At 57.5% G+C, this 21189-nt stretch carries 15 protein-coding genes; 6 read left to right on the top strand and 9 right to left on the bottom strand.

The window, feature by feature from the left end; translation table 11 throughout:
• Positions 1-303 precede the first annotated feature (303 nt).
• The 5 genes from J3U88_RS19410 to J3U88_RS19390 all read left to right on the top strand — a co-directional run bounded on the left by J3U88_RS19410 (position 304) and on the right by J3U88_RS19390 (position 9231).
• On the top strand, positions 304-3024 hold the full coding sequence (locus tag J3U88_RS19410) for an FAD-binding oxidoreductase (RefSeq protein ID WP_207860604.1): 2721 nt from the start codon (positions 304-306) through the stop codon (positions 3022-3024).
• A gap of 272 nt (positions 3025-3296) precedes the next feature.
• A complete protein-coding gene (locus J3U88_RS19405) occupies positions 3297-4466 on the top strand; it encodes an MFS transporter (RefSeq protein WP_207860603.1) in 1170 nt (389 codons plus the stop codon).
• 108 nt (positions 4467-4574) lie between these two features.
• On the top strand, positions 4575-5477 hold the full coding sequence (locus J3U88_RS19400; RefSeq protein ID WP_243436036.1) for an ADP-ribosylglycohydrolase family protein: 903 nt from the start codon (positions 4575-4577) through the stop codon (positions 5475-5477).
• A 476-nt stretch (positions 5478-5953) separates the two neighbouring features.
• Positions 5954-7870 carry a DUF1549 domain-containing protein gene (locus J3U88_RS19395; RefSeq protein WP_207860601.1) on the top strand — a complete coding sequence of 639 codons (1917 nt, stop codon included), beginning with the start codon at positions 5954-5956 and terminating at the stop codon, positions 7868-7870.
• An 11-nt stretch (positions 7871-7881) separates the two neighbouring features.
• Positions 7882-9231, top strand: coding sequence for a DUF1501 domain-containing protein (locus tag J3U88_RS19390; protein WP_207860600.1), 1350 nt, complete (start codon positions 7882-7884; stop codon positions 9229-9231).
• A gap of 47 nt (positions 9232-9278) precedes the next feature.
• Here J3U88_RS19390 and J3U88_RS19385 read toward each other — a convergent pair whose 3' ends face one another.
• Both J3U88_RS19385 and J3U88_RS19380 read right to left on the bottom strand, forming a co-directional pair.
• On the bottom strand, positions 9279-9884 hold the full coding sequence (locus J3U88_RS19385) for a YcjF family protein (protein WP_207860599.1): 606 nt from the start codon (positions 9882-9884) through the stop codon (positions 9279-9281).
• 77 nt (positions 9885-9961) lie between these two features.
• Positions 9962-11608 carry a cyclic peptide export ABC transporter gene (locus J3U88_RS19380; RefSeq protein WP_207860598.1) on the bottom strand — a complete coding sequence of 549 codons (1647 nt, stop codon included), beginning with the start codon at positions 11606-11608 and terminating at the stop codon, positions 9962-9964.
• A 756-nt stretch (positions 11609-12364) separates the two neighbouring features.
• On the opposite strand from J3U88_RS19380, the gene J3U88_RS19375 reads away from it, so the two are divergent.
• Complete coding sequence (locus J3U88_RS19375; protein WP_207860597.1) at positions 12365-13219, top strand: DUF481 domain-containing protein; 855 nt, start codon at positions 12365-12367, stop codon at positions 13217-13219.
• A 384-nt stretch (positions 13220-13603) separates the two neighbouring features.
• Here the strand turns inward: J3U88_RS19375 and J3U88_RS19370 are convergent, their stop codons facing one another.
• The 7 genes from J3U88_RS19370 to mmsA form a co-directional block, all read right to left on the bottom strand.
• Positions 13604-14374 carry an enoyl-CoA hydratase/isomerase family protein gene (locus J3U88_RS19370; protein ID WP_207860596.1) on the bottom strand — a complete coding sequence of 257 codons (771 nt, stop codon included), beginning with the start codon at positions 14372-14374 and terminating at the stop codon, positions 13604-13606.
• Between the two features lie 150 nt (positions 14375-14524).
• A complete protein-coding gene (locus tag J3U88_RS19365) occupies positions 14525-14935 on the bottom strand; it encodes a hypothetical protein (RefSeq protein WP_207860595.1) in 411 nt (136 codons plus the stop codon).
• Between the two features lie 434 nt (positions 14936-15369).
• Positions 15370-15984, bottom strand: coding sequence for a uridine kinase (gene udk / locus J3U88_RS19360; RefSeq protein ID WP_207860594.1), 615 nt, complete (start codon positions 15982-15984; stop codon positions 15370-15372).
• Between the two features lie 9 nt (positions 15985-15993).
• Positions 15994-16623: a uracil phosphoribosyltransferase gene (upp, locus tag J3U88_RS19355; protein WP_207860593.1), complete on the bottom strand. Its 630-nt coding sequence runs from the start codon at positions 16621-16623 to the stop codon at positions 15994-15996.
• 73 nt (positions 16624-16696) lie between these two features.
• A complete protein-coding gene (locus tag J3U88_RS19350) occupies positions 16697-17941 on the bottom strand; it encodes a DUF1688 family protein (RefSeq protein ID WP_207860592.1) in 1245 nt (414 codons plus the stop codon).
• Positions 17934-19181 (bottom strand): GTP cyclohydrolase II, encoded by a 1248-nt coding sequence (locus J3U88_RS19345; protein WP_207860591.1) that lies wholly within the window; start codon positions 19179-19181, stop codon positions 17934-17936. Before J3U88_RS19345 ends, J3U88_RS19350 begins: the two co-directional genes overlap by 8 nt.
• 18 nt (positions 19182-19199) lie before the next feature.
• Complete coding sequence (gene mmsA, locus J3U88_RS19340; RefSeq protein ID WP_207860590.1) at positions 19200-20687, bottom strand: CoA-acylating methylmalonate-semialdehyde dehydrogenase; 1488 nt, start codon at positions 20685-20687, stop codon at positions 19200-19202.
• Positions 20688-21189: the final 502 nt, after the last annotated feature.

Below are 21189 nucleotides of genomic sequence, written 5' to 3'. Positions count from 1 at the left end.
CAATTTCGCCAAAACGCGTGCGACCTCCTAGTTTAACCAGAGCCGGTCCTTGTGCAGGAAGCTGTCGACCCTGTTTGGTGCAAAAACGGGCGTGTGCCTTCGGGAAAGCGCCAAAGGGTTTTTGCTAAGCAATAAATTATTGTTTTTACTTAAAAAGTCATTGATCCGCGATATTATGAAAATCCCCTCGAAAAAAAATATACTGAGGCAGAATCGTGCTGTCTTAGCTCATGAAAAACGGTGCCGTTCGGTCAGCGTTCTTTCCGCGTTTGGGTTGATGCAACGGCGTTAGGGAGTTTCGTTATGCCCGTTCGTACACCTTCCTTTGATGGCTGGATCATTCCGGCCGCGCTTGATTTTATCAATCCCGTTTCCGAACAGTTCGGTGCGCATGATGTTTGGTACCCCGCATCCTTGGCCGGGGTTGCCGAGGCCGTGGGTTTTAACACCGGGCGCAGGACCCGCGTGCGAAGCGGTCGCCAGGTGGCCGACCAAGATACCCAGGGTGATCCGGTGGACGCCGTTATTGATTTAAGCTCGCTCGCTGCGATTCGTGATGAGGCGGGTGGGTTGGTGGCGCAGGCCGCCGCGACCGGCCGCGATTTGGCCGAGGCGCTGATCAAACAGGGCAAAGCTTTGCCGCTTGGCGCCGACCCTGACCGCAGTATCGCCGCTTCCTTGTTGAACGAGGTGCCGGGTTACCTGTGTCGCACGCTGGGCAGTTTGAGTGATTTTGCCCAAAACATTCGGGCCGTGAATCCCGAAGGTCAAGCCGTTGCCTTCGCTGGGGACGCGGCCCATCCCGGCGTTCTTCGCGAAAACAAGGCGCTGCTCGCCGAGATCCAATTTCAGCCTGTATCGGCTGACAGTCTTTGGATGCATCGTTTCGCCGGCATTTATCCCGGTCGTGATGCCTTTTTGGCGGTGGCGAACCACTTGTTCACCAAGGTGAATCTGCCCGCCGGTATTGATTTGATTCTCGACGCCGTTACCGCCCTTGCCGATCTGCCCTTGTTTGGTGTGACCCTGAGCGGTGCCGAGGCGGCCCACCGCGATGCCGTGATGGGGGCCGTGCGTGAGGCGTTGGCCCTCTTTGATGAAGAGGTTCACGAGGTATTGGTTGAATCCGTGGACGCGGGTGCCGAGGTGATGGTCGCCGCGCTGGAGCAGGGGGCCGGCCCGTCCCCGGACCCAACCATGCGTTCACGGCGTTTGTCCCGGCGTGAAACCGACCGCAACAGGCACGCCGCATTGATTGACGGTTTTGTGTCGGCCGTCGACGAAGCGCTGGCCTTCGACGAAAACCACGGCGGTAAACGCAACCCGACCCTGCGCATCGCGGCCCGCTTACAATGGGATCGCGAGGGTGCCTTAACCGTGGCCGGCCATGCCTTTGAACCCGTGCCAAAGCCGACGCCCGGCATCGGCAGCTTGTTGGATGTCGCCGGCACCGCCTTGCGGTCTGGCGGCAACTTGGTCGATCTAGCACCCAGGGCACGACCCGCCTCGCGAAGCGGCCGTATTCCCGATTTCAAAGGCGAGGTCTATCAAAAAGGGCAACCTGGCTACCGCAAGCATGCCAAAGCCTACGCGACTTCTTCCTATTCCGCCGCGGAGACCACGCCTTTTTTGGTGGCCTACCCGCGTGACATCGACGACATTCGCGCCGCCCTGCGTTTTGCCAAAGAAAAGGGGAAATGGGTGGTGGCGCGCAGTGGCGGCCACCAGTATTCGGCCAAATCGACCGGCGGCAAGGATACGATGGTGCTGAGCATGGACGCCTTCAACCGGCTCGACATCGACGGCAACATCGTCAATGTCGGCCCCGCCGCGCGCCTCACCAACATCGCACAAGAATTTAAATCTGCCGGGATCACCATTCCCCACGGCGAGTGCCCCTTGGTGGCCATTGGCGGCCACGCCCAAACCGGTGGTTACGGCCACCTAGCGCGTAGCTTTGGTTTGGCGATGGACCACGTGGTTGCGTTCGAGATGGTGTTGGCCGACGGCCGGTTTCTCAAGTTGACGCGCCCGGATCAGGATTTCGATCCTGCCAACGCGTCCCTCGAAGAGAAACTATTTTGGGCTGTTTTGGGCGGCAACGCCGGCTCTTTCGGCATTGTCACCAACTACACCTTTGAGACGCTCCGGGATCGCGACTACCCGCATTCTAATTGGTACAATGCCACCCTCAAATACCGCGCGAGCACCTACCGTGATCTCATGAAACAGGTACAAACCTGGAGTCGCGGCGTGGCCGACGGTAGCTTGCCGGCGGGGATGGATTGGATGATGACCGTTGAATCCAGCGGGCGCATGCCCTTTTTCCCGGTGATGTTGGTTGAGTTTGTGGATCCGGGTATTCATACCGGCGCCGAGGCGGCCAAGGTGGCGCGTTTCCGCCGCAAAATCGCCGACAAGGTGGCGGCGGATCGCACCTTTATCGAGCGCCTGCTGACCAAAGAAGGTCCCAAGGAATTGTCCCATATGTCCGACGATTTCGTACGGCGTTGGCCGATGACCACCTGGGACGGTCGCGAATTCCGTTATCCCTACAAAAAACGCATCAACGTGACCGTGGAGGCCTTAACCGATGATTTCATCCAGGGTTTTACCGCCTTGGTGGACGAGGTGGTTTCGCAAACCAAAGGGGTGAAGTTGGTGTTCCAGATGGTGATCGGCGGCGGTGCCCAGCAACGCGGACCGGGTCGCAAGGTGACCGCGATTCCCCATCGCGACGCCGTCTTTTGTTTTGTGTTTGACCTGTTTTACAAACACAACCACAAGGCCGCGGCCATGCGTTTGCAGAAGCGCATGCAACGGTTGATCGACCAGCACTACAACCACGGCCGTGAGCGCCGCGTTTTTTGGGGAACCTTCGAGGATACCGACATCAGCAAACCCGAGGTACGCGCCAAGTACTACGACAACGATGCCGAATGGGCGATCCTGCAACGGTTAAAAGGTGAGGTGGATCCCGACGACCGCTTCCACACCAGCCTAACCGTGCCTTTACCGTCTTAACAGCGCCGTGGGCGGTTCCCACGTACAAGGCGGACCCGCCCGCCGGTTTTGCGTATCTCAGGGTGGTGGTTGGTTCTGGCGCGCGGTCTGGATGCGTTAGTGGCTATCCCGCTTGGTTGGGCATGGCCGAAACGAGGTGACCATCGGGACGCACCGGCCCACCCGTTTGTTTTAGCGCAACCGCCCTCACCCGTGACACAAAGGATTTAGATTTTGATTGGGCTGGTGTAGCATGGTTGGCCGCTTCAGGCTCGTTTGGCTTGTGAGGGAACATGTCCGCCAGTTACTTTACCTACTTCCTGCTTTTCGGTTTGATCCTGCCTTTTTTGAGTCCGGTCCTGATTCACCAGGGCTACACCAAAACCGAAACCGGCATGATCCTGTCCCTGTTTTATTTTTTCAGCGCGGTGATTCCCATTCTCGGGGCGCGTTTGAGCGACCGTTTCCTCTCCGCCGACCGTTTGATGAAGTTCTGTGCCTGGACCTTGGTGTTGGTGACCGCGCCGCTGTGGTATTTCTCCCGCGAGCCCAGTTGGTTGTACCTGCTTTTTTTCGGGATCATGGGGGCCGCGCGTTCACCGGTTGTGTCATTGCAAGATACGCTGGCGATGCAGGTTAGCAAAAACGACCCGCGTCTGTTTGCCCGGCGGCGTCTCGTTGGTTCCATTGGTTTTATTGTCGCCGCGGTGCTCGGCGGTTGGGCGATGGACCACTACGGTTTGGAAAGTTTTTACCCGCTCCTGATGCTGACCACGGTGATGTTCGCCCTCTCCACCATCACCCTGCCTACCGAGCAGAAAGCCGACAGCCGCCACCCGCGCGCCCAATTTTGGCAACGCTTGACGCCCGGTTTCTGGCTTTGGATCGCGGCCATGTCGGCCCACTGGTTGGCCTTCGCCCCCTTTCACTACGGCTTCAGTTTGTTTCTGGAAGAAGTCCATATTGCCCCGACCCTGATCGGCTGGTACTGGAGCTTTGGGGTCATTGCCGAGATTGTCGCCTTTTTTACCGCCGGTTGGTTCTTTCGGCGCTGGAGCTATCGCCATGTTCTGTTCATGGCCTTGGGCGCCAATTTGGTGCGCTGGCTGTTGATTGGGATTTTTGACGATCCTTGGTTAATCGCGGCCACCCAGGCATTGCACGGGATTGGTTTTGCCTTGTACTACTCGGCGGCGATGCAGGCCTTGGCCGCCTTTGCCGGCGATCACGACCGTGCCTCCTTCCAGGGTTTGTTTAGCAGCGTGGTGGGCGGCGGCGCCTCCATCATCGGCAATACCCTCTCCGGCTGGATCCACGAAATGAGCTCGATGCAAATGCTGTTTTTGATCGCGGTTCCGCTGCAAGCGCTCAGTATCATGCTACTTTGGATCAATCCGTTGAATCCTTCCCGTGATGAGGACCCGTCTGCCGATGCGATCCTGCCGGAGACCCAAGGCTCCTGACATTCCCATCGCGCTCGCATTATTGATAGTGTGATGTGTACACTTTGCGTCGGCGATGGTATGCTTGTCGGCGACCACCCGGTCAAACCCCTCGAAGGAGTGTTGCCCTTGCGCGATATCAAACAACGGAAAGCCGATACCTTGGCCTGTTTAAACGGTTTGTCGGTTGGTGACGCCTTCGGCCAACTTTTTTTTCGCACCCCTTTTTCTCGCAATGGGGAACCGCCCGCGGGGCCCTGGCGTTGGACCGACGATACCGCGATGGGTTTATCCGTCGTGGAAAACCTCTTTGCCTTCAACACCATCGACTGCGACGATTTGGCACGGCGTTTTGCCCGTCGTTATGGGGCCGAACCTTCGCGCGGCTACGGCGGGGGTGCCCACGATATTTTAGGTGGCATCGCGGCGGGCCGACCCTGGCGCGACGAGGCCTCGGAAGCTTTTGGCGGGGAAGGTTCCATGGGCAACGGCGGCGCCATGCGGGCCGCCCCCATCGGGATTTTTCTGGCGCACGATTTAGACGGCGCCGCCGCCGCCGCACGTCGCGCCTCCATGGTGACCCACTTCCACCCGGAAGGTCAGGTGGGTGCCGTGGCGGTTGCCTTGGCCGCCGCGTTCGCTTTCCGCGCACGTGGTCAAGGGAAACCCAATCCCGGCGCCTTCCTTGAGGCGGTTACGACGCGTTTGCCCCAATCCGAGGTGCGGCGTGGCTTGGAAAAAGCCCGGGGATTAAGCGCCGACAGTTCGGTGGAAACCCTGGTCACCGCGTTGGGGAACGGCAGCCGGGTGATGGCCCAAGATACGGTGCCTGCTGCATTGTGGGTGAGCAGCCATTTCCTCGACGATTACGAGGAAGCTCTGTGGCGCACCGTCGCCTTGGGTGGTGACATGGATACCAACGCGGCGATTGTCGGCGGGGTGGTCGCGGCCTATACCGGCATAGCGGGCATTCCCAATATTTGGCTGACCCGACGCGAACCGCTGCCGCCGCTTGATGAAACCAACCTATAGCAGCATTGCCTGACCGCGCTGTATTTGGGAAGCCGTGGTTTTGACCGAAGCGGCTTGCTCACCAGGTGCGCCGGTCAATCAGTCATCTGGAACCATACAGTCGTCTCTGCAGCAAGCGGTGCGAAAACCGCTGCACTCGTTTTGCGTGGCGAAATACTGAGAATGCGTCGGTTAGAAATTGTTAAAAATTAATATGTTGAATTTATTGGGTTTGAACCTTGCCAGGGCCGCCGGATGAGCCGGCGGTTCAAGCTTTCGGCTCGCGATATGCATGAAGCTGCCATGCCGCGCCCTTCACATCGCGTCATGCGGGTTAGGGGAGAGCGCGAACTTAGTCTTTATGTTAGGTATTCCGTCGTACGTCAAATTTACGATGGTAGTTGTTCTTTGTGGAAATTTTCGACCCTCATCTGCCGAATCGCGTCCAATGCGGAAATGAGCCATCCCTGTTAAAAGGGGGGTTGATGGAGGATCTTTTGGTTCGATTTTATCTTATAAAAAGCACGGTTCTTTTGCTGCTTGCGCTCCTGATCGGAAGCGGCCGGCTCGTGCCTGCCTACGCGGGTGATCCCCACCCAAACTGCATGTCGGGCTGTGATCGCGCGGACCGCGGCAAAACCACCCGCGGCACCGTCCCGAAGGCGACCTTTCTGTTCCCGAGCCGTTACCAGGGGATGGCTTTGCCGGTCGCGGACCAACCCGCCAACCTGATCGACAGGGTTCTTTTTGAAGTCCAACGGGAGGCGGGCGTGGAACGCACCTTCCGCTGTGACGACCTCAACTTCATGCGTCGCGTCAGCCTCGACCTGACCGGGCGTATTCCCAACCTGAAACGGATTTTGGCGTTTCTGAAGGACCAGGACCCGGACAAACGCGCCCGTTACGTGGACGAGTTGTTGGCCTCGGAGGCCTTTGTCGACCGCTGGACCTATTGGTTTAACGAACTTTTTGAAACCACCTACAAGGTTCAGAACACCCGCGGCGCGGTTGGCTTTAGCACCTTTTATTTGCGTGAGGCGGTCGCGGAGAACCGTTCCCTGGCCACGATGGCCACCGAGCTGATCACGGCGCGCGGCAACTCCTACCGCGCGTGGTCCACCAATTACCTGCTGCGCGCGGGCGGCCTCGGCGGCAATTTACAAGATCGTGTCGACAACGAGGCGACCCACATTACCGACGTGTTTCTCGGCACCTCAACCGCTTGTATTTCATGCCACGACGGCAGCGGTTACCTCGACGACATCAACCTATTCCTCAGCCGCCAAAAACGCCGCAACTTTTGGGAAACGGCCGCGTTCCTCACCGCCAAACAAATCACCAGCGATAACCCGCTGCTTCACGGCTTTGATTTAACCGACCGCCTCGATACGCCCTACATTGCCGATACCGTGGACGGTATGCGCCCGCCGCGCGAGGGCGGTGTGATTCCACCGCGTTTTGTTTTAACCGGTGAGGAACCCGGTGACGGGGAACATCCGGCCGCCGCCTTGGCGAGGATGGTCACCGAGGATCGCATGTTTGCGCGCAATTTCGTCAACCGCTTGTGGGGTCACATGACCGCGGTTCCTTTTGTGTCGCCCTACAACGAATTGGATCCGGCCCGCCTTGATCCCGATCAACCGCCGCCGTCGCCCTGGACGCTCCAGGCCAACCAGCCGCGGCTGATGGAAGCCATGACCGATTTTTTCATCGAAAGCGGTCACGATCTGCGCGCCACCCTGCGTTTAATCGCCCTTTCCGAAACCTACCAGCTTTCCACCGATACCGTTCGCGATTGGCGGCCGGAACACCGCGATTTGTATGTGCGGCGCGTGGTTCGCGAGCTGACCGGTGAAGAGGTTTTTGACCAGTTTGTTGTCGCTACCGATGTCCTGCGACGGGTCGGCGCCGCCGGTATCGAGCGGGTTCCCGGTGATGGGGACAGCTTCACCCCACTGAGCTTTGTTTTTGCCCACCAATTTCCCGACAATTACCACGGCCATATGTTCTACATGCTGACTCAGTTCCTCACCGTGTTCGGTGTTGGTAACCGCTACGATCAGCCGCGCTTTGACGCCCCGGCACCCTCGCAAGCCCTTCTGATGATGAACGATTACGTGATTCAAGGGCGCATCGGGCCCTATCAAACCTACATCGTTTGGGAGCGTGATGAACACGGCAACATCACGAATGAATACCGTGAGGTGATTAGCCAATTAACCCACCTGGCCCATACGGCTTTGTCGGATCGAGAGAAAATCCGGCGTACCTTTTTGGCGATTCTCATGCGGGAACCGACCCGCCTTGAAATGCGCAAAATTGAGGCGCTTAAAGGGAATCAATCTTTTGTCGATGTCGCCCACACCCTGCACTGGACCCTGATCAACTACAGCGAATTTCGCATAAACTACTGAGGAGGCCCGCCATGGATCGCAGAACTGCACTTAAAATTGGGGCCGGGCTGGGTTTGGCCGGGCTTCGTCCCTTGCTGGCGGGCAAAACCCGCTTCGACAAACGCGACCCGCAACTGTGGGGAACCGCGCGCAATTGTGTGTTTATTAACACCGTCGGCGGCATGAGCCACGTCGATACCTTTGATTACAAACCGGGCCCCGCTACCCCGAACGCAATGGGACAGAGCCGCTTGTCCTCCGGGGCGCTTTGGCCCGCGGGGATCATGCCCGATCTTGCCGCGCGCGGTGATCACTTCACCTTGGTGCGCTCCTTGTACGGCGTCGAGCGCAACCACCAACGCGCCCAATTCGCCGTGGAAACCGGTCACCGCTTTAATCCAGCGGCTTCCTTGCGGGCCGAGGTGCCTTCGCTGGGGTCCCTCATTTCCGTGGAATTAGCCGGACAGCGCGGTGCCGACGACGTGCTTCCCACCTTCTTCGCCATGGGCATGCGTCCTCCAGGTACCGGGATGTTCCCGCGCCAACACAACGCCTATTTTTTGGAAGTCGAGAATCGCTTTGACCGAGAATTTGACGCGTACCTCAACGGGGATATCCGCACGCGTTTGAACTGGTTGTGGACCTTGGACCCGCTGAAGCAGGAAGGTCACGATCCCTTGGGGAGCCGTTATTTGTGGTCGTCGGCCGAGGCGCTGATGTTCGATGAACGTGCCCGCGCTGCATTGACTTTGGATGACGAACGGCAATTGCGTTACCTACCACAACAAGAGGACGGTCAACCCTACGTGAGCGGGCGCGGCATTGGCGAGTGGTTGGCACAGGCCTACCAATTGCTCGCGGCCGACTCCGGCACGCGTTTTATCCATATCGGCTATCAGGACTGGGATCGCCATTCCCAAGTATACGGTCACCTCGCCTACGAGGGGCCGTTGTTCGACCGCGCCCTGGCTGCCTTTTTTGACGAAATGTCTGAAACGCCGGGTGTCGAGGCCGGCAAAAGCTTGCTCGACGAAACCTTGGTGGTGGTTGTCGGGGAATTTGGGCGCACGCCCGGTGCCTTAAACCGCCTGCAGGGTCGCGATCATTTCAGCGACGCGTTCTCTGCTCTTTTCGCGGGCGGCGGCGTTCAGGGCGGCCGGATCATCGGCGCGACCGATGCGGTAGGCGGGGCCGTCATCGACAACGGCTGGTCCCATGACCGTCCGATTGGGCTGGTTGACCTCAGCGCCACCGTGTTTAGCGCGCTCGGTATCGACTACCGCCGTTCTCTGGCGGACACCCCCTCGGGCCGGACCTTCTATTACGTCGGCCGCGACTCTTGGGCCGGCACCCCCCACGTCATTGATCCCTTGTTTTCGTAGTAAACCTGGTCGAAAAGGACGCGACCGCAAGGGTCGCGTCCCTTAATTTAGCCGGCCGCTTGAGCCGTGGGTTCCGCGACGGGTGCGCTGTCCGTGTCTTTGCTGGTCATGTCGGCGACCTTTTCGCGACCGCGGTTGTATTGCTCTTTGAAGTAATCCTTGGCCTTGCTGGGATCAAAGTTGAGGACGGTACCGCCGCCGTTAAAGTGCTTGCGGAATACTTGGCCGACCGCGTAGGTGGTGGCGCCGGACATGATGGGCACGGCCGCGCCGCCCGCGATGGGGCCGATGACGGGGATGGCTTTTAAGACGCTGCCCAGCAATCGGCGGCCGATCTGCTCGCTGCCGATGCCGCCGATCAGTGCCGTAACCAACGTTTTAAAGCGGTTCTCCGAAAAGGGAATGCCGTAGAGGTTGGTCAGATCGCGCACCATCTTAACCTGAACAGCGGTGACCGCCGCGATGTCGAACAAGGGAATGGGAATCAAGCCGGAGCCTGCCGCGTAGGCGACGTGTTTGCGAATGATGAACTCCGCGGTCACCTCGGTAAAAGCCGGATCGGGAATGTACTGGTTTTGCGTTTCTTCTTGATGGGTTTGGGTGCTGTCGGCGGGTTCTTCTGGTTGAACATCGTTTTCGACGTGTTCCGTCATGGGTGGCTCCTTATTGATGAAGTTGATGAAGGGGGATCTGTTCGGTTTAGGGCGCGAGGTGGTTGCAGAAGAGGTCGTCACATTTTGCCGTCGTAGGGCACAAAGTTGCCCTCGAACATTTTCAAAATGCGGTCGGCGCAATGGAAATAGTGGTCGTCATGGCTGATGGCGATCACCGTTTTTCCTTGTTCTTTGAGTTGGGGTAGGATTTCGGTATAGAAGCGACGGCGGAAGGTGGGGTCCTGGTCGGCGGGCCACTCGTCAAACACACAGATGGGTTTGTTTTCAAGCAAGGTGGTGATCATCGCCAGGCGTTTACGCTGTCCTGTCGAAAGGTTGATGTTGGAGAAACGGCCTTCGCTGTAGCTGACAATTTCATCCATTTCCATGTAATCGATCAACTCTTGAACGCGGTCCGTGTCCACATCCTCAAGTCCGTAAAAACGGTCGAAAAGGTGGAAATCGGACATGATGAGTGAGAATTGTTCACGGAAGGCCTGGTAATTTTCACTGTTGATGACGGTGTTGTCACAGCGGATTTGACCGCTACGTGGGTAATAAAGTCCGGTGAGCAGGCGCATGACCGTGGATTTGCCGCTGCCGTTTCCGCCGATGATGAACAGGGTTTCGCCTCGGTTGATGGTCAGGTTTACCGGACCGAGTGGAAAGCCGTCCCGGCCTTCCCTATCGCGGTAGCAAAACGTGATTTTGTTCATGGTTAAGGTTTGGAATTGGGACAGCTTCTTGATTTGTTGCGGGGTTGCGGGTTTGTCCTTGGTTGCTTCGGCGTCGATGTGTGCTTCCATGGTTTCCAGGTTGTTGATGGCGACATTGGCGCGGGCCAGAACAGGAGCGGCGCTGACGATGTTTTCCAAAGGGCCGATAATAAAGAGGATGGCGGCGGTGGTTTTGGTAATGATGTCGCCGTCGAGGTGGTCAAAGCGGGGCAGCACGAACACAATCACCGCAAGGAGCACATAGAAAAAGACTTGCGCGAACATGAAGTTGCCGACGAGCAGTTTTTGGGCATTGACCTTGAGGGTGAGCGCACGGTTTAGGGAACGGCTGAGGAAGTTATGGAACAGGGCGTCGTTGCGCTTTTGGTAGACTTTGTTTTCGCTAAATCCCCCGATAATGTGGCTCATGAAATCAAAAAAATGAGTTTCCTCGTGGGTGGCGTTTTCTAAGTTGACGCGCACCTGCTCCGCATTGGCTAGGTAAACCATGACCGCACCCGCCACCATCGCGACCGTGACCCCGAAGGCGACCACGGATAGGAGGCCCAGGTAGAGCAAACAGAAACCCAGCATGATCGCTGACTGGAATGCGTTGACGAGGATCGGGGTGCTGGTGGAGAGCGCGCGCGCGTCCTCGGTGAGCACGTTGTAAAACTTGCTTTCGCCGATGTTGTCCAGGGTACGCAGATCGGACAAGCGTAACTTGTCGATCATGCGCAACCGAACGCTGTTGATGACTTTCTCAACCAAGATCGACGACTCCATCAGGGCTTTTTTTTTGGTGAAGAAGTAAAGCAAAATGGTGGCGACAAACATCACCAACAGGCGAACGCTTGCTTCGCCGAGGTCGAGGGCTTGGTCGGCGGCGGTGTTAACCAGGGCGAGGATGCCCGCGTTAGCGATTCCTGATAAGGCGGCCATCAGGAGGATGTGTTTGACGGGTTGATCGGTTTCTCGCTGGATCAGATCGAGTATTTTGATGTTCATATGAGTGATTCCAAATTCGAACCGGGGATGGTGCCGTTTGGTCGCACGGGCTAACGGAATATAATCATTGCCGAAAATAGGGCTTCGGGCACCCGTTTTGATGGTTTGCGAACAAATAGGGTCGGCCATGAATGTTTCTTGCCGAGGCATGAGGTCACGAAGGGACTATCTTACCCCAATCGTGAGACTTCCCCAAGTGAGAAGCACGCGGAAACGCTGTCGGCGGAGGTTTCCGCTCGCCGCTCAAATCGGGCCGATAAGGCGACAGGCGCGTCAACCGTCTAGGATGCTGGGCCGATATCGCCATGGGCGCCTTTTTATACGATTTGGCGCGGGATCGGCTTGTATGTGTCCCGAGCCTTGGGAAAGCACCGCGCCTTTGCAAATGGCTAAGATTCTTCACGTTGATGTTTCGGGTGCTTGAGATAGAATGTCCGCCCAAGGTTACCTCGAACTGTGGTTCTCGAGGTGAACCCTCTTGGATCGGTGAAGACCTAAGCCGCATTTTTCACGGAGCTTCGTAGCAGAACTCCTGGTGAGAAATGCGGGCTAAGGTACCTTGAGTGGGAAACAGGGGAATCGCTAGCGATTGGGGCGCGTTTCTGAGTCGCCGGTCGGCGGAAAGTCGGCTTGAAAAGGAACTTTGTTGCGGTAAAAGATCTTTCCAGCAATAAAGTGCGCTCAGGACTAAAGGCCTGATGTTGTTTGCCGATACACCTATTGATTTCCCGCTTGGACAAAATTCGGAGGATGGTTTTGAAACAGCAAGTGCTTTTGCTGCTGCTGCTTTCGTGCAGTGCCGGCTTGTTCGCGCAGGAAAAAGAAGCGGAGAAAAAAGAAAAGTATTGGAAGGATAACCTGGATTTGTCCCTGGTATTTTCCGAGGGGAACACCATCTCCAATACCTTTTCCCTGAAAAATAAGTTGAGTTATGAAAAAGATAAACACAAGTTTGTTTTCGGTGTGCTCACCATTCACAAGGACATTACCTCCGAAACCGAGACGGCCGTGCAGCAAGATGACGGCTCGATTGATTTCACCAAGGTCTCGGATACGGTGACGATTGAGGAAAAGTATGGCGCCAGGGTTGGCTACGAACGTTTGTTAAAGAAGCATTGGTTTTTTCAGGCGAACGCGGATTGGTACCGTGACCGCTTCTCCGGGGTCAACAGTCGCGTGAGCGCCCACGCCGGGATCGGTCGCTATTTGGTGAAAACCGACAAACGTGTATTTAAGATTGGTGTCGCGGCGGGTTACACCATGGAGGATCTGACCGTTGAGGGCAACGAAAAAGATGATTTTTTCAGTCCGGTGGTGAATTACGAATGGACGATTAAAATCAATCCCAAAGCGGCTTTTGAGCAGAAGTTAGAAATGATTGGCAACGGTAGTGATAGCAATGACTTGCGTGGTTTACTGGACACCAACTTGGCCAACAAATTCAACGATCATATCGCCCTCAAAGCCGGTTTGTTTTTGCTTTGGGACAACGAGCCGGCTTTGGTTGATGTCGCCCTGACCAATACCGCGGGCGAAACGCTTGATCCGATTAGCGTCGAAAGTGACAAGCTTGATTCGGTCTTTACCATGTCCCTGTCGATTTTCTTCTGAAGCCTGTTTGGAAGGAAATTGACTTTGCTCCTGGGCTTTTGCCGCGTAGGTCGATCTCCTACGCGGCTTTTTTTATGCCCATTCCCAAGCCTGCATTTCTCACAAGGAATTCTGCTACGGGGCAAGCCATGCGATTACGAGGGTTTGCCTTCCGCGGGGCGGCCGGCCGCCTTACTCGGTCGAGCCGCCTTCGCCTCAGCTGCTACGCCGAATGGTCGGCCCCGCGAAAGGTCGGCCCCGCGAAAGGTCGGACCCCGTTGCCGTCTCTCGGTCGTAATCTTCGTACTCACAAGGCTTTCGGGATCTCGCGACGAATCCTTGTGAGAAATGCGGGCTAGCGCGGTTTGGCGTGTGCGCGGCGTGTTTCGCGGTTGAGCCCATGAATTAGCGTTTGAAGACGGGGTGGCGTTGTTCGACCAGGGCTTGCAGGCCCTCACCGAGGAAATCGGCGTGGGTGAATTGGGCGAAGTCACCCAAATCGTTTTCGAAGGTTTCGGTCAGTTTATAGAGGCGGCGGCGCATGCCGATTTTGGTGGCGCGCAGGACCGCGGGGGAGAGGCGCGCCAGGCGGCCGACCCCTTGTTCGATGAGTTCCTGCAAACCTTCTTCCCCTGGGGCGACGGCGTCGACCAAGCCCGAGGCCAACGCGGTTTGCGCATCCATATTTTTGCCATACAAAACCACCTCACGCACCATGGACGGTGTACAGAAAGAGGCGATGATGGCCGAAATGGGTTCGGGAATCGGCAAGCCGACCTTGGGCTCTGAGAAACACAGGCGACCGTGCTCTTGCTCCATGTAGCGAAAATCGGCGGTGAGCGCCAAAACCGCGCCGCCCGCCATGGCGGGTCCGTTCAGGGCCGCGATGTGGGGTTTGCCCAGCTTGAAGAGGCGGTTGAGCAGGCGGCCAATGGCACGAAAGACATCGGCGCGACCGGCTTCATCGCGTTTCAACACGTACATGGGGTTTAACCCGTTGGAGAACATTTCGGTCACGGCGGAACGGGTGATGATGACCCGCGTTTCGGGATGATGGTCCGCCTCTTCGTGGCATTGGATCAGTTGATCAATCACTTCAATGTTGAGCAGATTCATGGGTGGTAGATCCATGGTGATTACAGAAACCGGACCTTCGTGGGTGAGGATAACGGACATCAGGCACTCCTGTAGTGTAAAAGTTTGAATATGCCTTCATTATAACCAAAGCAAGGCGCAACCAAACCCCGAAGGTGATGCTTGCGGGCTTGATTCGCGCCTTTTTTTGGGAACGAGGTGTTCGTTATGTTTGCCTGTTTGAGGGAGGAATTAACCCGCCATCAAGGATGCGGCGGCCAAACGACCGCGCTGGGATTCGACAATACGCACCTTGAGGTCGCGTACCTCCCGCGCCAAATCGCCCTCGAGGCAGACGACTTGGCCGTCGCGGATGATGCCGCGCAGGTTGGTGGCATGAAAGGGGCCTTCTTGGCGAATGCCGGTCCAGCCGTGAACCGTGACCCAGCCGTTGAAAAGTTGTGGGTCCAGATTGATCAAGCGGCCGTTGGGTTCTCTTAGGCGCGGCGGTTTGATCCAGATTTGACCGATTTCATCGTCTTTGCAAACCATGTGCGAGCCATTGTTACGCACAACGGTCACGGTCCAAGCCGTGGGATGAAAAGGCAGGGTTTCGGGACAAAAGGTTTTAATTGTTAGAGGAGTAGCCATCATGTTAAGCATAGAAAACCTCAAAATTGAGTGAAGGTATGAATGTTTGGCAGGTATAACGAGTGGGGTTCCGTTATTTTTGGAATTTCCGCGCCGGTAGGTGTGGCTCGTTAACCGGTGTTGCTTCGCGGAATTTCTCGAACACCATAAGGTGATCAAGTTTTCCGACTCAATCATGCATCCAAAAAGTGGAGAAATCATGATTGCGTGGCGTAATGTGGAAAAGTGTGCGCGGGCGCACAATTTTCGCGGCCTTCCCGCCGGGGTTCTCTTTTCTAGGTCCTATGATGTCCATCAGGTTTGGTTCTTTGGTGGTTGCTGACTCCAATAAAAAACGCGCCGCTAGGCGCGTCGGCGTTTCGTCGGATTTTCTGGGAACCCTGAGCTGGTTTTCCTTTTCGGCCTTATGAAACGGGTTTGACCAGGACAATCCCTGCGTTTCGTTTTTATCGGGGGACCATTGCCGCGACACGGCTCAGAACCACATCGAATACCGTGTAATCGGTAATCAGGTGTTCGGCGTGGTTCTTGGATGGTTCCACGAAGGTGTCGTGCATCGGTTTCACCTGGGTGAAAAACTGGTTGTGGACCCCTTCCACGGTTCGACCGCGTTCCTCCACATCGCGTCGCAAACGATGTTGGAACCGTTTTTCCTCTGGAATCGAAAGGAAGACCGAGGTGTCGAAGTGACAGCGTACCTGGGGTTGCGACAGCACCAAAATGCCGTCGACCACGACGACCGCCTTGGGCACCATCGGGGTTGTTTCGGCCTCGCGCATGTGGCTTTTGAAACAATAGCGCGGTACGTTCACCGTGTTGCCTTGTTTCAATCGGTCCAAATGGGCGCCCATTAAATCAAAGTCAATGGAGGAGGGGTGGTCGAAATTGACCGAACCGCCGTCGTAGTCGAAGCGGGCGCTTTGATCGATGTAATAGGCGTCCTGCGCCAGCACACAACAGCGTTCGGTGCCCAGGGCTTCGAATAACCGGTGCGCAAAAGTGGTCTTGCCGGAGCCGGAGCCACCGGCCACGCCGATGATAAAAATGGATGATGGTTTCACGGGGGGATCCTACTCAAGTGTATGGTACAAGCGGTTTCCGGCGTCGCCGATGCCTGGCAACAAATAACCTTTTTCGTTGAGGCCGCGTTCCTTGGAGGCGCTAAGGACGTCGACGTCCGGGTGGAAATGCTGCACTTTCTCCAAACCCTCGGGCGAGATGAGCATGGTCAGCAAATGGATTTGGCCGACCTCGTATTGCTTGAGCCGGTCCAGACAGGCGATGACCGTGTCGCCGGTCGCCACAATGGGGTCAGCCAAAAGAATGCGCTTGCCCTTGATATTCTGCGGCAGACGGAAATAGTATTCCACCGTATTTTTAATAAATTTGTCGCGATAGATACCGATGTGGCCCGCGCGTGCGAACGGCATCAGGTTGAGCAAGGCTTCCAGCATGCTGTTGCCCGCGCGCATGATGGAGACAAGGATCACATCCTCGGCGATCATGGGGCCGGTGGTTTCTTCCAGCGGGGTCGTGATCGCGACCTCTTTGGTCTGTAGGTGGCGGGTGACCTCGTAGGCCAGCAAACCGGTCATCTCTTCAACCGTTTTGCGGAAGGTCGCCGAACTGGTTTCTTTGTTTCGCAACACGCTTAATTTGTGTTGCACCAAGGGATGGTTGATCTCAGTAAATGACTTCATAAAACAACCTCAATTAAATGGCTACGAATGAAAAGGTGTCCCGGCGGGGATCGGCCGGGCAGGGTGAGGGCCGTTAAAAAACCGTACCGTCGCTGGCGAGTTTGATTGGCGGGCTTGCGTCCTCGCGTTTTTGCGCCGCGATGATGCGACCCGCGCGCCAGGTGCCGCCTTCCAAGACCTTGGCCGCCGGGAAGTTCTCCGCGGACAGACCGAGCGCCTGTTGGATGTCGGTGACCATGCGGTCCAGCAGGCACAGGGTGAGCGCGCGCCATTCGACGATGAGTTCCGAGTCCGGGCTGTGGTGGCGCTGCACCACGCTTTCATCGCGCGGGACCAGCACGCCCATGTCGACGAACAACCCGCCGTTGCGGTATTCAGCCAAGCCGGTCAGATTCTCGACACCCGGCACCGCAAAACCCGCCTCGCGGATGGGTTCGATGAGCGAGTAAGTCAGCCATTGGGATAACTTGTGGAAGGGAACCAGCGCGTCGGGGTTGTCCACCGCGCCCAGCGAGGGGTGGTGCCAGACGTCACCCAGCGGTTGCCCGTTGAGCGTGAGTCTGCTGGGCCAAATAGGGCCGAACCCTTCCAGTACCGCGCGCAGCAGGTCGGTCGCGCTGAAGCCGTCGCCGTGGTGGGCGCGCAAGGTGTCCAGCAGGTTGCCGGGGCGCGCGTCGGGAAAACGGTCGCGATTTTGTTGCAGAACCGCGCCCAGTTGATTGAGCAAACCCAGGCGGCCTTCCACCCCGGTGAGCGGGTTGGTGTCGCTCACCTGAAAGCCCTTTTCCAGTTCCGCGCGGCTGAGGCGCTGGAGGCGTTCACCGTCGACGCGCCAGGGTTGCGCCGCCGCGTTACTGCTAAAGGTGCCTTGGCGGGAAAGGTGGTAGGCCGCGACTGCCAGACCTTCTGAACGGTTAAAGCGGCGGTTTTCCTCGTGGTAGGCCCAGGTTGGGCCCGCGCCGGCGTCGAGCAGAACCGAAACCACCACCGTATCAATTTTGGTACGGGCGCGTTCTACCGCGTCTTGACCGGCCAGTTGTCGGTTGAGCAAGGCGAGGCGGTCGCTGCCGCCCGCCTGGATATGGCCCCAGCGCGAGTGGAACGGGACGTCGAGGTCCGGGTAAGACGCGCGGATGACCTGGAGGACGAAATCAACCGTGGCTTGCCATTGTTTTTCGTCAATGATGAAGCGGCCCGCCCCGTCCCGGGTAAGTTGGTGCAGGCGTTGGGTGCGTTCGCGAATGGCCGTCGGTGAGAGCAGGTGGTCGTAGAGGTCGCTTTGGTTGGTCGCGATGTCCCGCGATGATGGGTTACTCACTGAGTTGCCTGCCTTTCACGCCGTCGAGGGCGTTGCCCTGCAAGACATCCGCGGTGGTGAAATAACCCGCCGCTTTTTTGGCTTCAATTTCGACGCGTGCATCCTCGGGGATGAGGTCGTCGGGGATGGAAATGCGTTCGCCGACGCTAATACCGCTGTTGACGATGGCGTTGTATTTCATGTCGCTCATCGAAACCAGGCGGTGGATGTGTTTGACGCCAAACCAATGCAACACGTCAGGCATCAGCTCCTGAAAACGCGCGTCTTGAACACCGGCCACGCATTCGGTGCGGTGGAAGTAGGTGGCGGCGCTGTCGCCGCCCACCTGGCGTTTGCGGGCGTTGTAAACCAAGAATTTGGTAACCTCGCCCAGGGCGCGGCCTTCCTTGCGGTAGTAAACAATCAAGCCACTGCCGCCGCTTTGGGCGCTGCGCACGGCTTCTTCAATCCCGTGGATCAAGTAAGGACGGCAGGTGCAGATGTCGGAGCCGAACACATCGGAGCCGTTGCATTCGTCGTGAACGCGACAGGTCAGGTTTTTGTTCGTGTCGGCCAAATCCGCCATGTCGCCGAAAACATAAGCCGTGGTGCTGCCGATAGGTGGGAGCAACACCTTGAGATCGGGCCGGGTGACCAGCTCGGGGAACATGCCGCCCGTTTCCTGGAACAAAATTTTGCGCAGCTCGCCTTCCTCGACGCCGAAGCGTTTGGCCAGCCCTGGCAGGTACCACACGGGTTCCAGGGCGGCTTTGGTGACCACCACGTCGCGGTTGGGCAAGATGATTTTGTTGTCGACTTTGAGCCGGCCCGCGTCGATGGCGTCGTCGATCTCGGCGATGCGCAGGTGGGCCTTGGTCACTGCAATCGTGGGCTGAATGTTAAAACCCGCTTTGATCATGTCGTGGAAGTGGTCGAAAACGTGGGCGCCCCAGGGATCAATCGAGATCATGCGGTTGGGATCGCGCCAGGACGGATGCGGGCCAAGTTCGTCGGTCGGCATCGTGTTGGTCAGGTCGGGTCGGTGCGCCTGTGGGTAGTTGCCCGAGGCAATCGACAGTGCGCGGTATACCGCGTAGCCGCCGCTATGGGAGCCGATGGCGTTGCGGTGCTCGGGATTGGTGAAGGTTGCGATCACCGGGCCGCGTTGCTTGGCTTCTTCGGCGCCCCATTGGAGTTCAGGTGCTTCTTTGTAAATCTGATCGACGTGAGACGTCAGGATCACGTGACTGGTTCGTTCCATGCGAAAATTCCCCCCTCGCTAGCTCATCCAGTTGTGGTCGGTTTGCATTTGCCACTTCACCGTGACTTTTTTGAGATCGCTCCAGAAATCGAGGCTGGTGGCGCCGGTGATGTCGCCGTGCCCAAATTTGGAGCGGTTGATGCCGCCGAAGGAAAAGGGTTCGCGGGGTACCGGAATGCCGATGTTGACGCCGACCATGCCCGCCGCGGCTTCCTTGGCGAGGCGTTCGCCCATGGCGCCGTTGTTGGTGAAAATGGACGCCGCGTTGCCGTAGGGATTGGCGTTTTCAATCGCCATCGCCTCGGAGAAGGTGTCGCAACGCACGATGCTGAGAATGGGACCGAAAAGTTCCTCGCGGGCCGCGCGTGAATCGGGTGCGACGTTGTCCAAAATGACCGGCGGGAACCAGAACCCGTTGCGGTAAAGTTCGTCGACAGGCTGGGTTTCGCGGTAGTTATGACCGGCGCGAATCACCGCGCCCGCGGCGACGGCCTCGTCCACCGCGTCGCAAAGGAAGGCGATTTGTTCGGCGCTGATCACGGCGCCCATGGTTTGGCCCAACTGCTGGGATTCAGCGCGTGCGACGATTTTATCGATCACGCCGTCGACTTGGCCGACCGCCAGCAACACGCTGGCCGCCATACAGCGCTGGCCCGCGCAGCCCGTGAAGGAATCGCTGATGCCGACCGCGGCCATCTCAGGATCCGCGTCGGGCAGGAGTATGATGTGGTTTTTGGCGCCGCCAAGCGCGAGCACGCGTTTGCCGTTACTGCAACCGCGACGGTAAACCGCCTCCGCGACCGCGGTGGAGCCGACAAAACCGACCGCCTTAATGGCCGCGTGGTCCAACAGGCCTTCGACCGTTTCCCGGCCGCCTTGAACCACGGTCATGGCGCCGTCGGGCAGACCCGCTTCCTTGAGCAGGTCGGCGATCAACATCGCCGTGAGTGGGGTTTTTTCCGAGGGCTTCCACACAAAGGCGTTGCCTACCGTGAGCGCGATGGGAATCATCCACATCGGGACCATGGCTGGAAAGTTAAAGGGGCTAATCGCGAGCACGACGCCCAAGGGTTGGCGACGGTATTCGCAAAAGACGCCGCGCGAGACTTCCATACGTCCGCCCTGGTCCATGTTCTGGATGCTCAGGGCAAACTCCAATACTTCGATGCCTTTCATCAAGCCGGCGAGGGATTCACCAACGGTTTTGCCGTTTTCCAAGCTGATGCGCGCCGCGATGCTTTGTTTGTCGCGCAGCAAAAGCTCGCGGAAACGGAACATCGTTTGGCAGCGCTCTTTTAACGGTTTTGCCGACCAAGCTGCAAAACCTTCAACCGCGCCGGCGACCGCTTGATCAATGTCCGCGCGGGTTGATGCGTGGGTTTTTCCGATAACCGCGCCCGAATACGGGCTGGTGATCTCGATGGCGGCGCCGTTGCCCGCCGTCCAGGAACCGCCAATGAAGTTATGGCAATTAATCGGTTCTGGTGGATGTGGCACGTGATTCATCAGGTGACCCCCCTAACTCATAGATTGTGAAAAGCATGCTTTAGAGAAAAATTCCATTATACCCAAATGAAATTAAGTGTCTAATGAATTGTAGGTAAAGTGTTGGAATCAAACATTTTTGATGTTTTCGTTGGGTGTCTCGGGCACTTTTTGCCTATCAGGCCAAGGGAGAAGCCTTTTTTGCGCTTCATCGACAGGGTTTTCGTACCCTGTGCGCCGAGTGTGGCTTGGTTCCATGGCGGCACGGTGGATGCCTGTTTCGCGTGGCTGGAGGAACCTCGGAAATCCTGGTGTTGTGCCTTTTTTTGGGTGCGCGGGCGGGTTTGGGGAGGCGTTGAATGATTGAGCTGGGAATGGCACATATTATCGCTTGCCCAATCAGCTTGCCGCGCGAGTTTTTCTCGAGAATCGGCAGGGTTCGCGCGCAGGCCTGCTGATGGGTCCGTTCAAGCGCAAAAAGGCCGGGTGGCGGTGCCACCCGGCCCGGGGTTATCGCGTTGGG

Source organism: Acanthopleuribacter pedis (genome assembly GCF_017377855.1).
Classification (GTDB): Bacteria; Acidobacteriota; Holophagae; order Acanthopleuribacterales; family Acanthopleuribacteraceae; genus Acanthopleuribacter; species Acanthopleuribacter pedis.
The sequence above is the reverse complement of the archived record's forward strand: the minus strand, read 5'-3'. Positions and strand labels throughout refer to the sequence as shown.

Coding starts and splice junctions, on each gene's coding strand:
- J3U88_RS19345 (WP_207860591.1), bottom strand. CDS start 19,181: ATGGAACGAACCAGTCACGTGATCCTGACGTCTCACGTCGATCAGATT.
- J3U88_RS19385 (WP_207860599.1), bottom strand. CDS start 9,884: ATGACGGAACACGTCGAAAACGATGTTCAACCAGAAGAACCCGCCGAC.
- J3U88_RS19405 (WP_207860603.1), top strand. CDS start 3,297: ATGTCCGCCAGTTACTTTACCTACTTCCTGCTTTTCGGTTTGATCCTG.
- upp (WP_207860593.1), bottom strand. CDS start 16,623: ATGAAGTCATTTACTGAGATCAACCATCCCTTGGTGCAACACAAATTA.
- J3U88_RS19365 (WP_207860595.1), bottom strand. CDS start 14,935: ATGCTTAACATGATGGCTACTCCTCTAACAATTAAAACCTTTTGTCCC.
- J3U88_RS19370 (WP_207860596.1), bottom strand. CDS start 14,374: ATGTCCGTTATCCTCACCCACGAAGGTCCGGTTTCTGTAATCACCATG.
- mmsA (WP_207860590.1), bottom strand. CDS start 20,687: ATGAATCACGTGCCACATCCACCAGAACCGATTAATTGCCATAACTTC.
- J3U88_RS19380 (WP_207860598.1), bottom strand. CDS start 11,608: ATGAACATCAAAATACTCGATCTGATCCAGCGAGAAACCGATCAACCC.
- J3U88_RS19390 (WP_207860600.1), top strand. CDS start 7,882: ATGGATCGCAGAACTGCACTTAAAATTGGGGCCGGGCTGGGTTTGGCC.
- J3U88_RS19410 (WP_207860604.1), top strand. CDS start 304: ATGCCCGTTCGTACACCTTCCTTTGATGGCTGGATCATTCCGGCCGCG.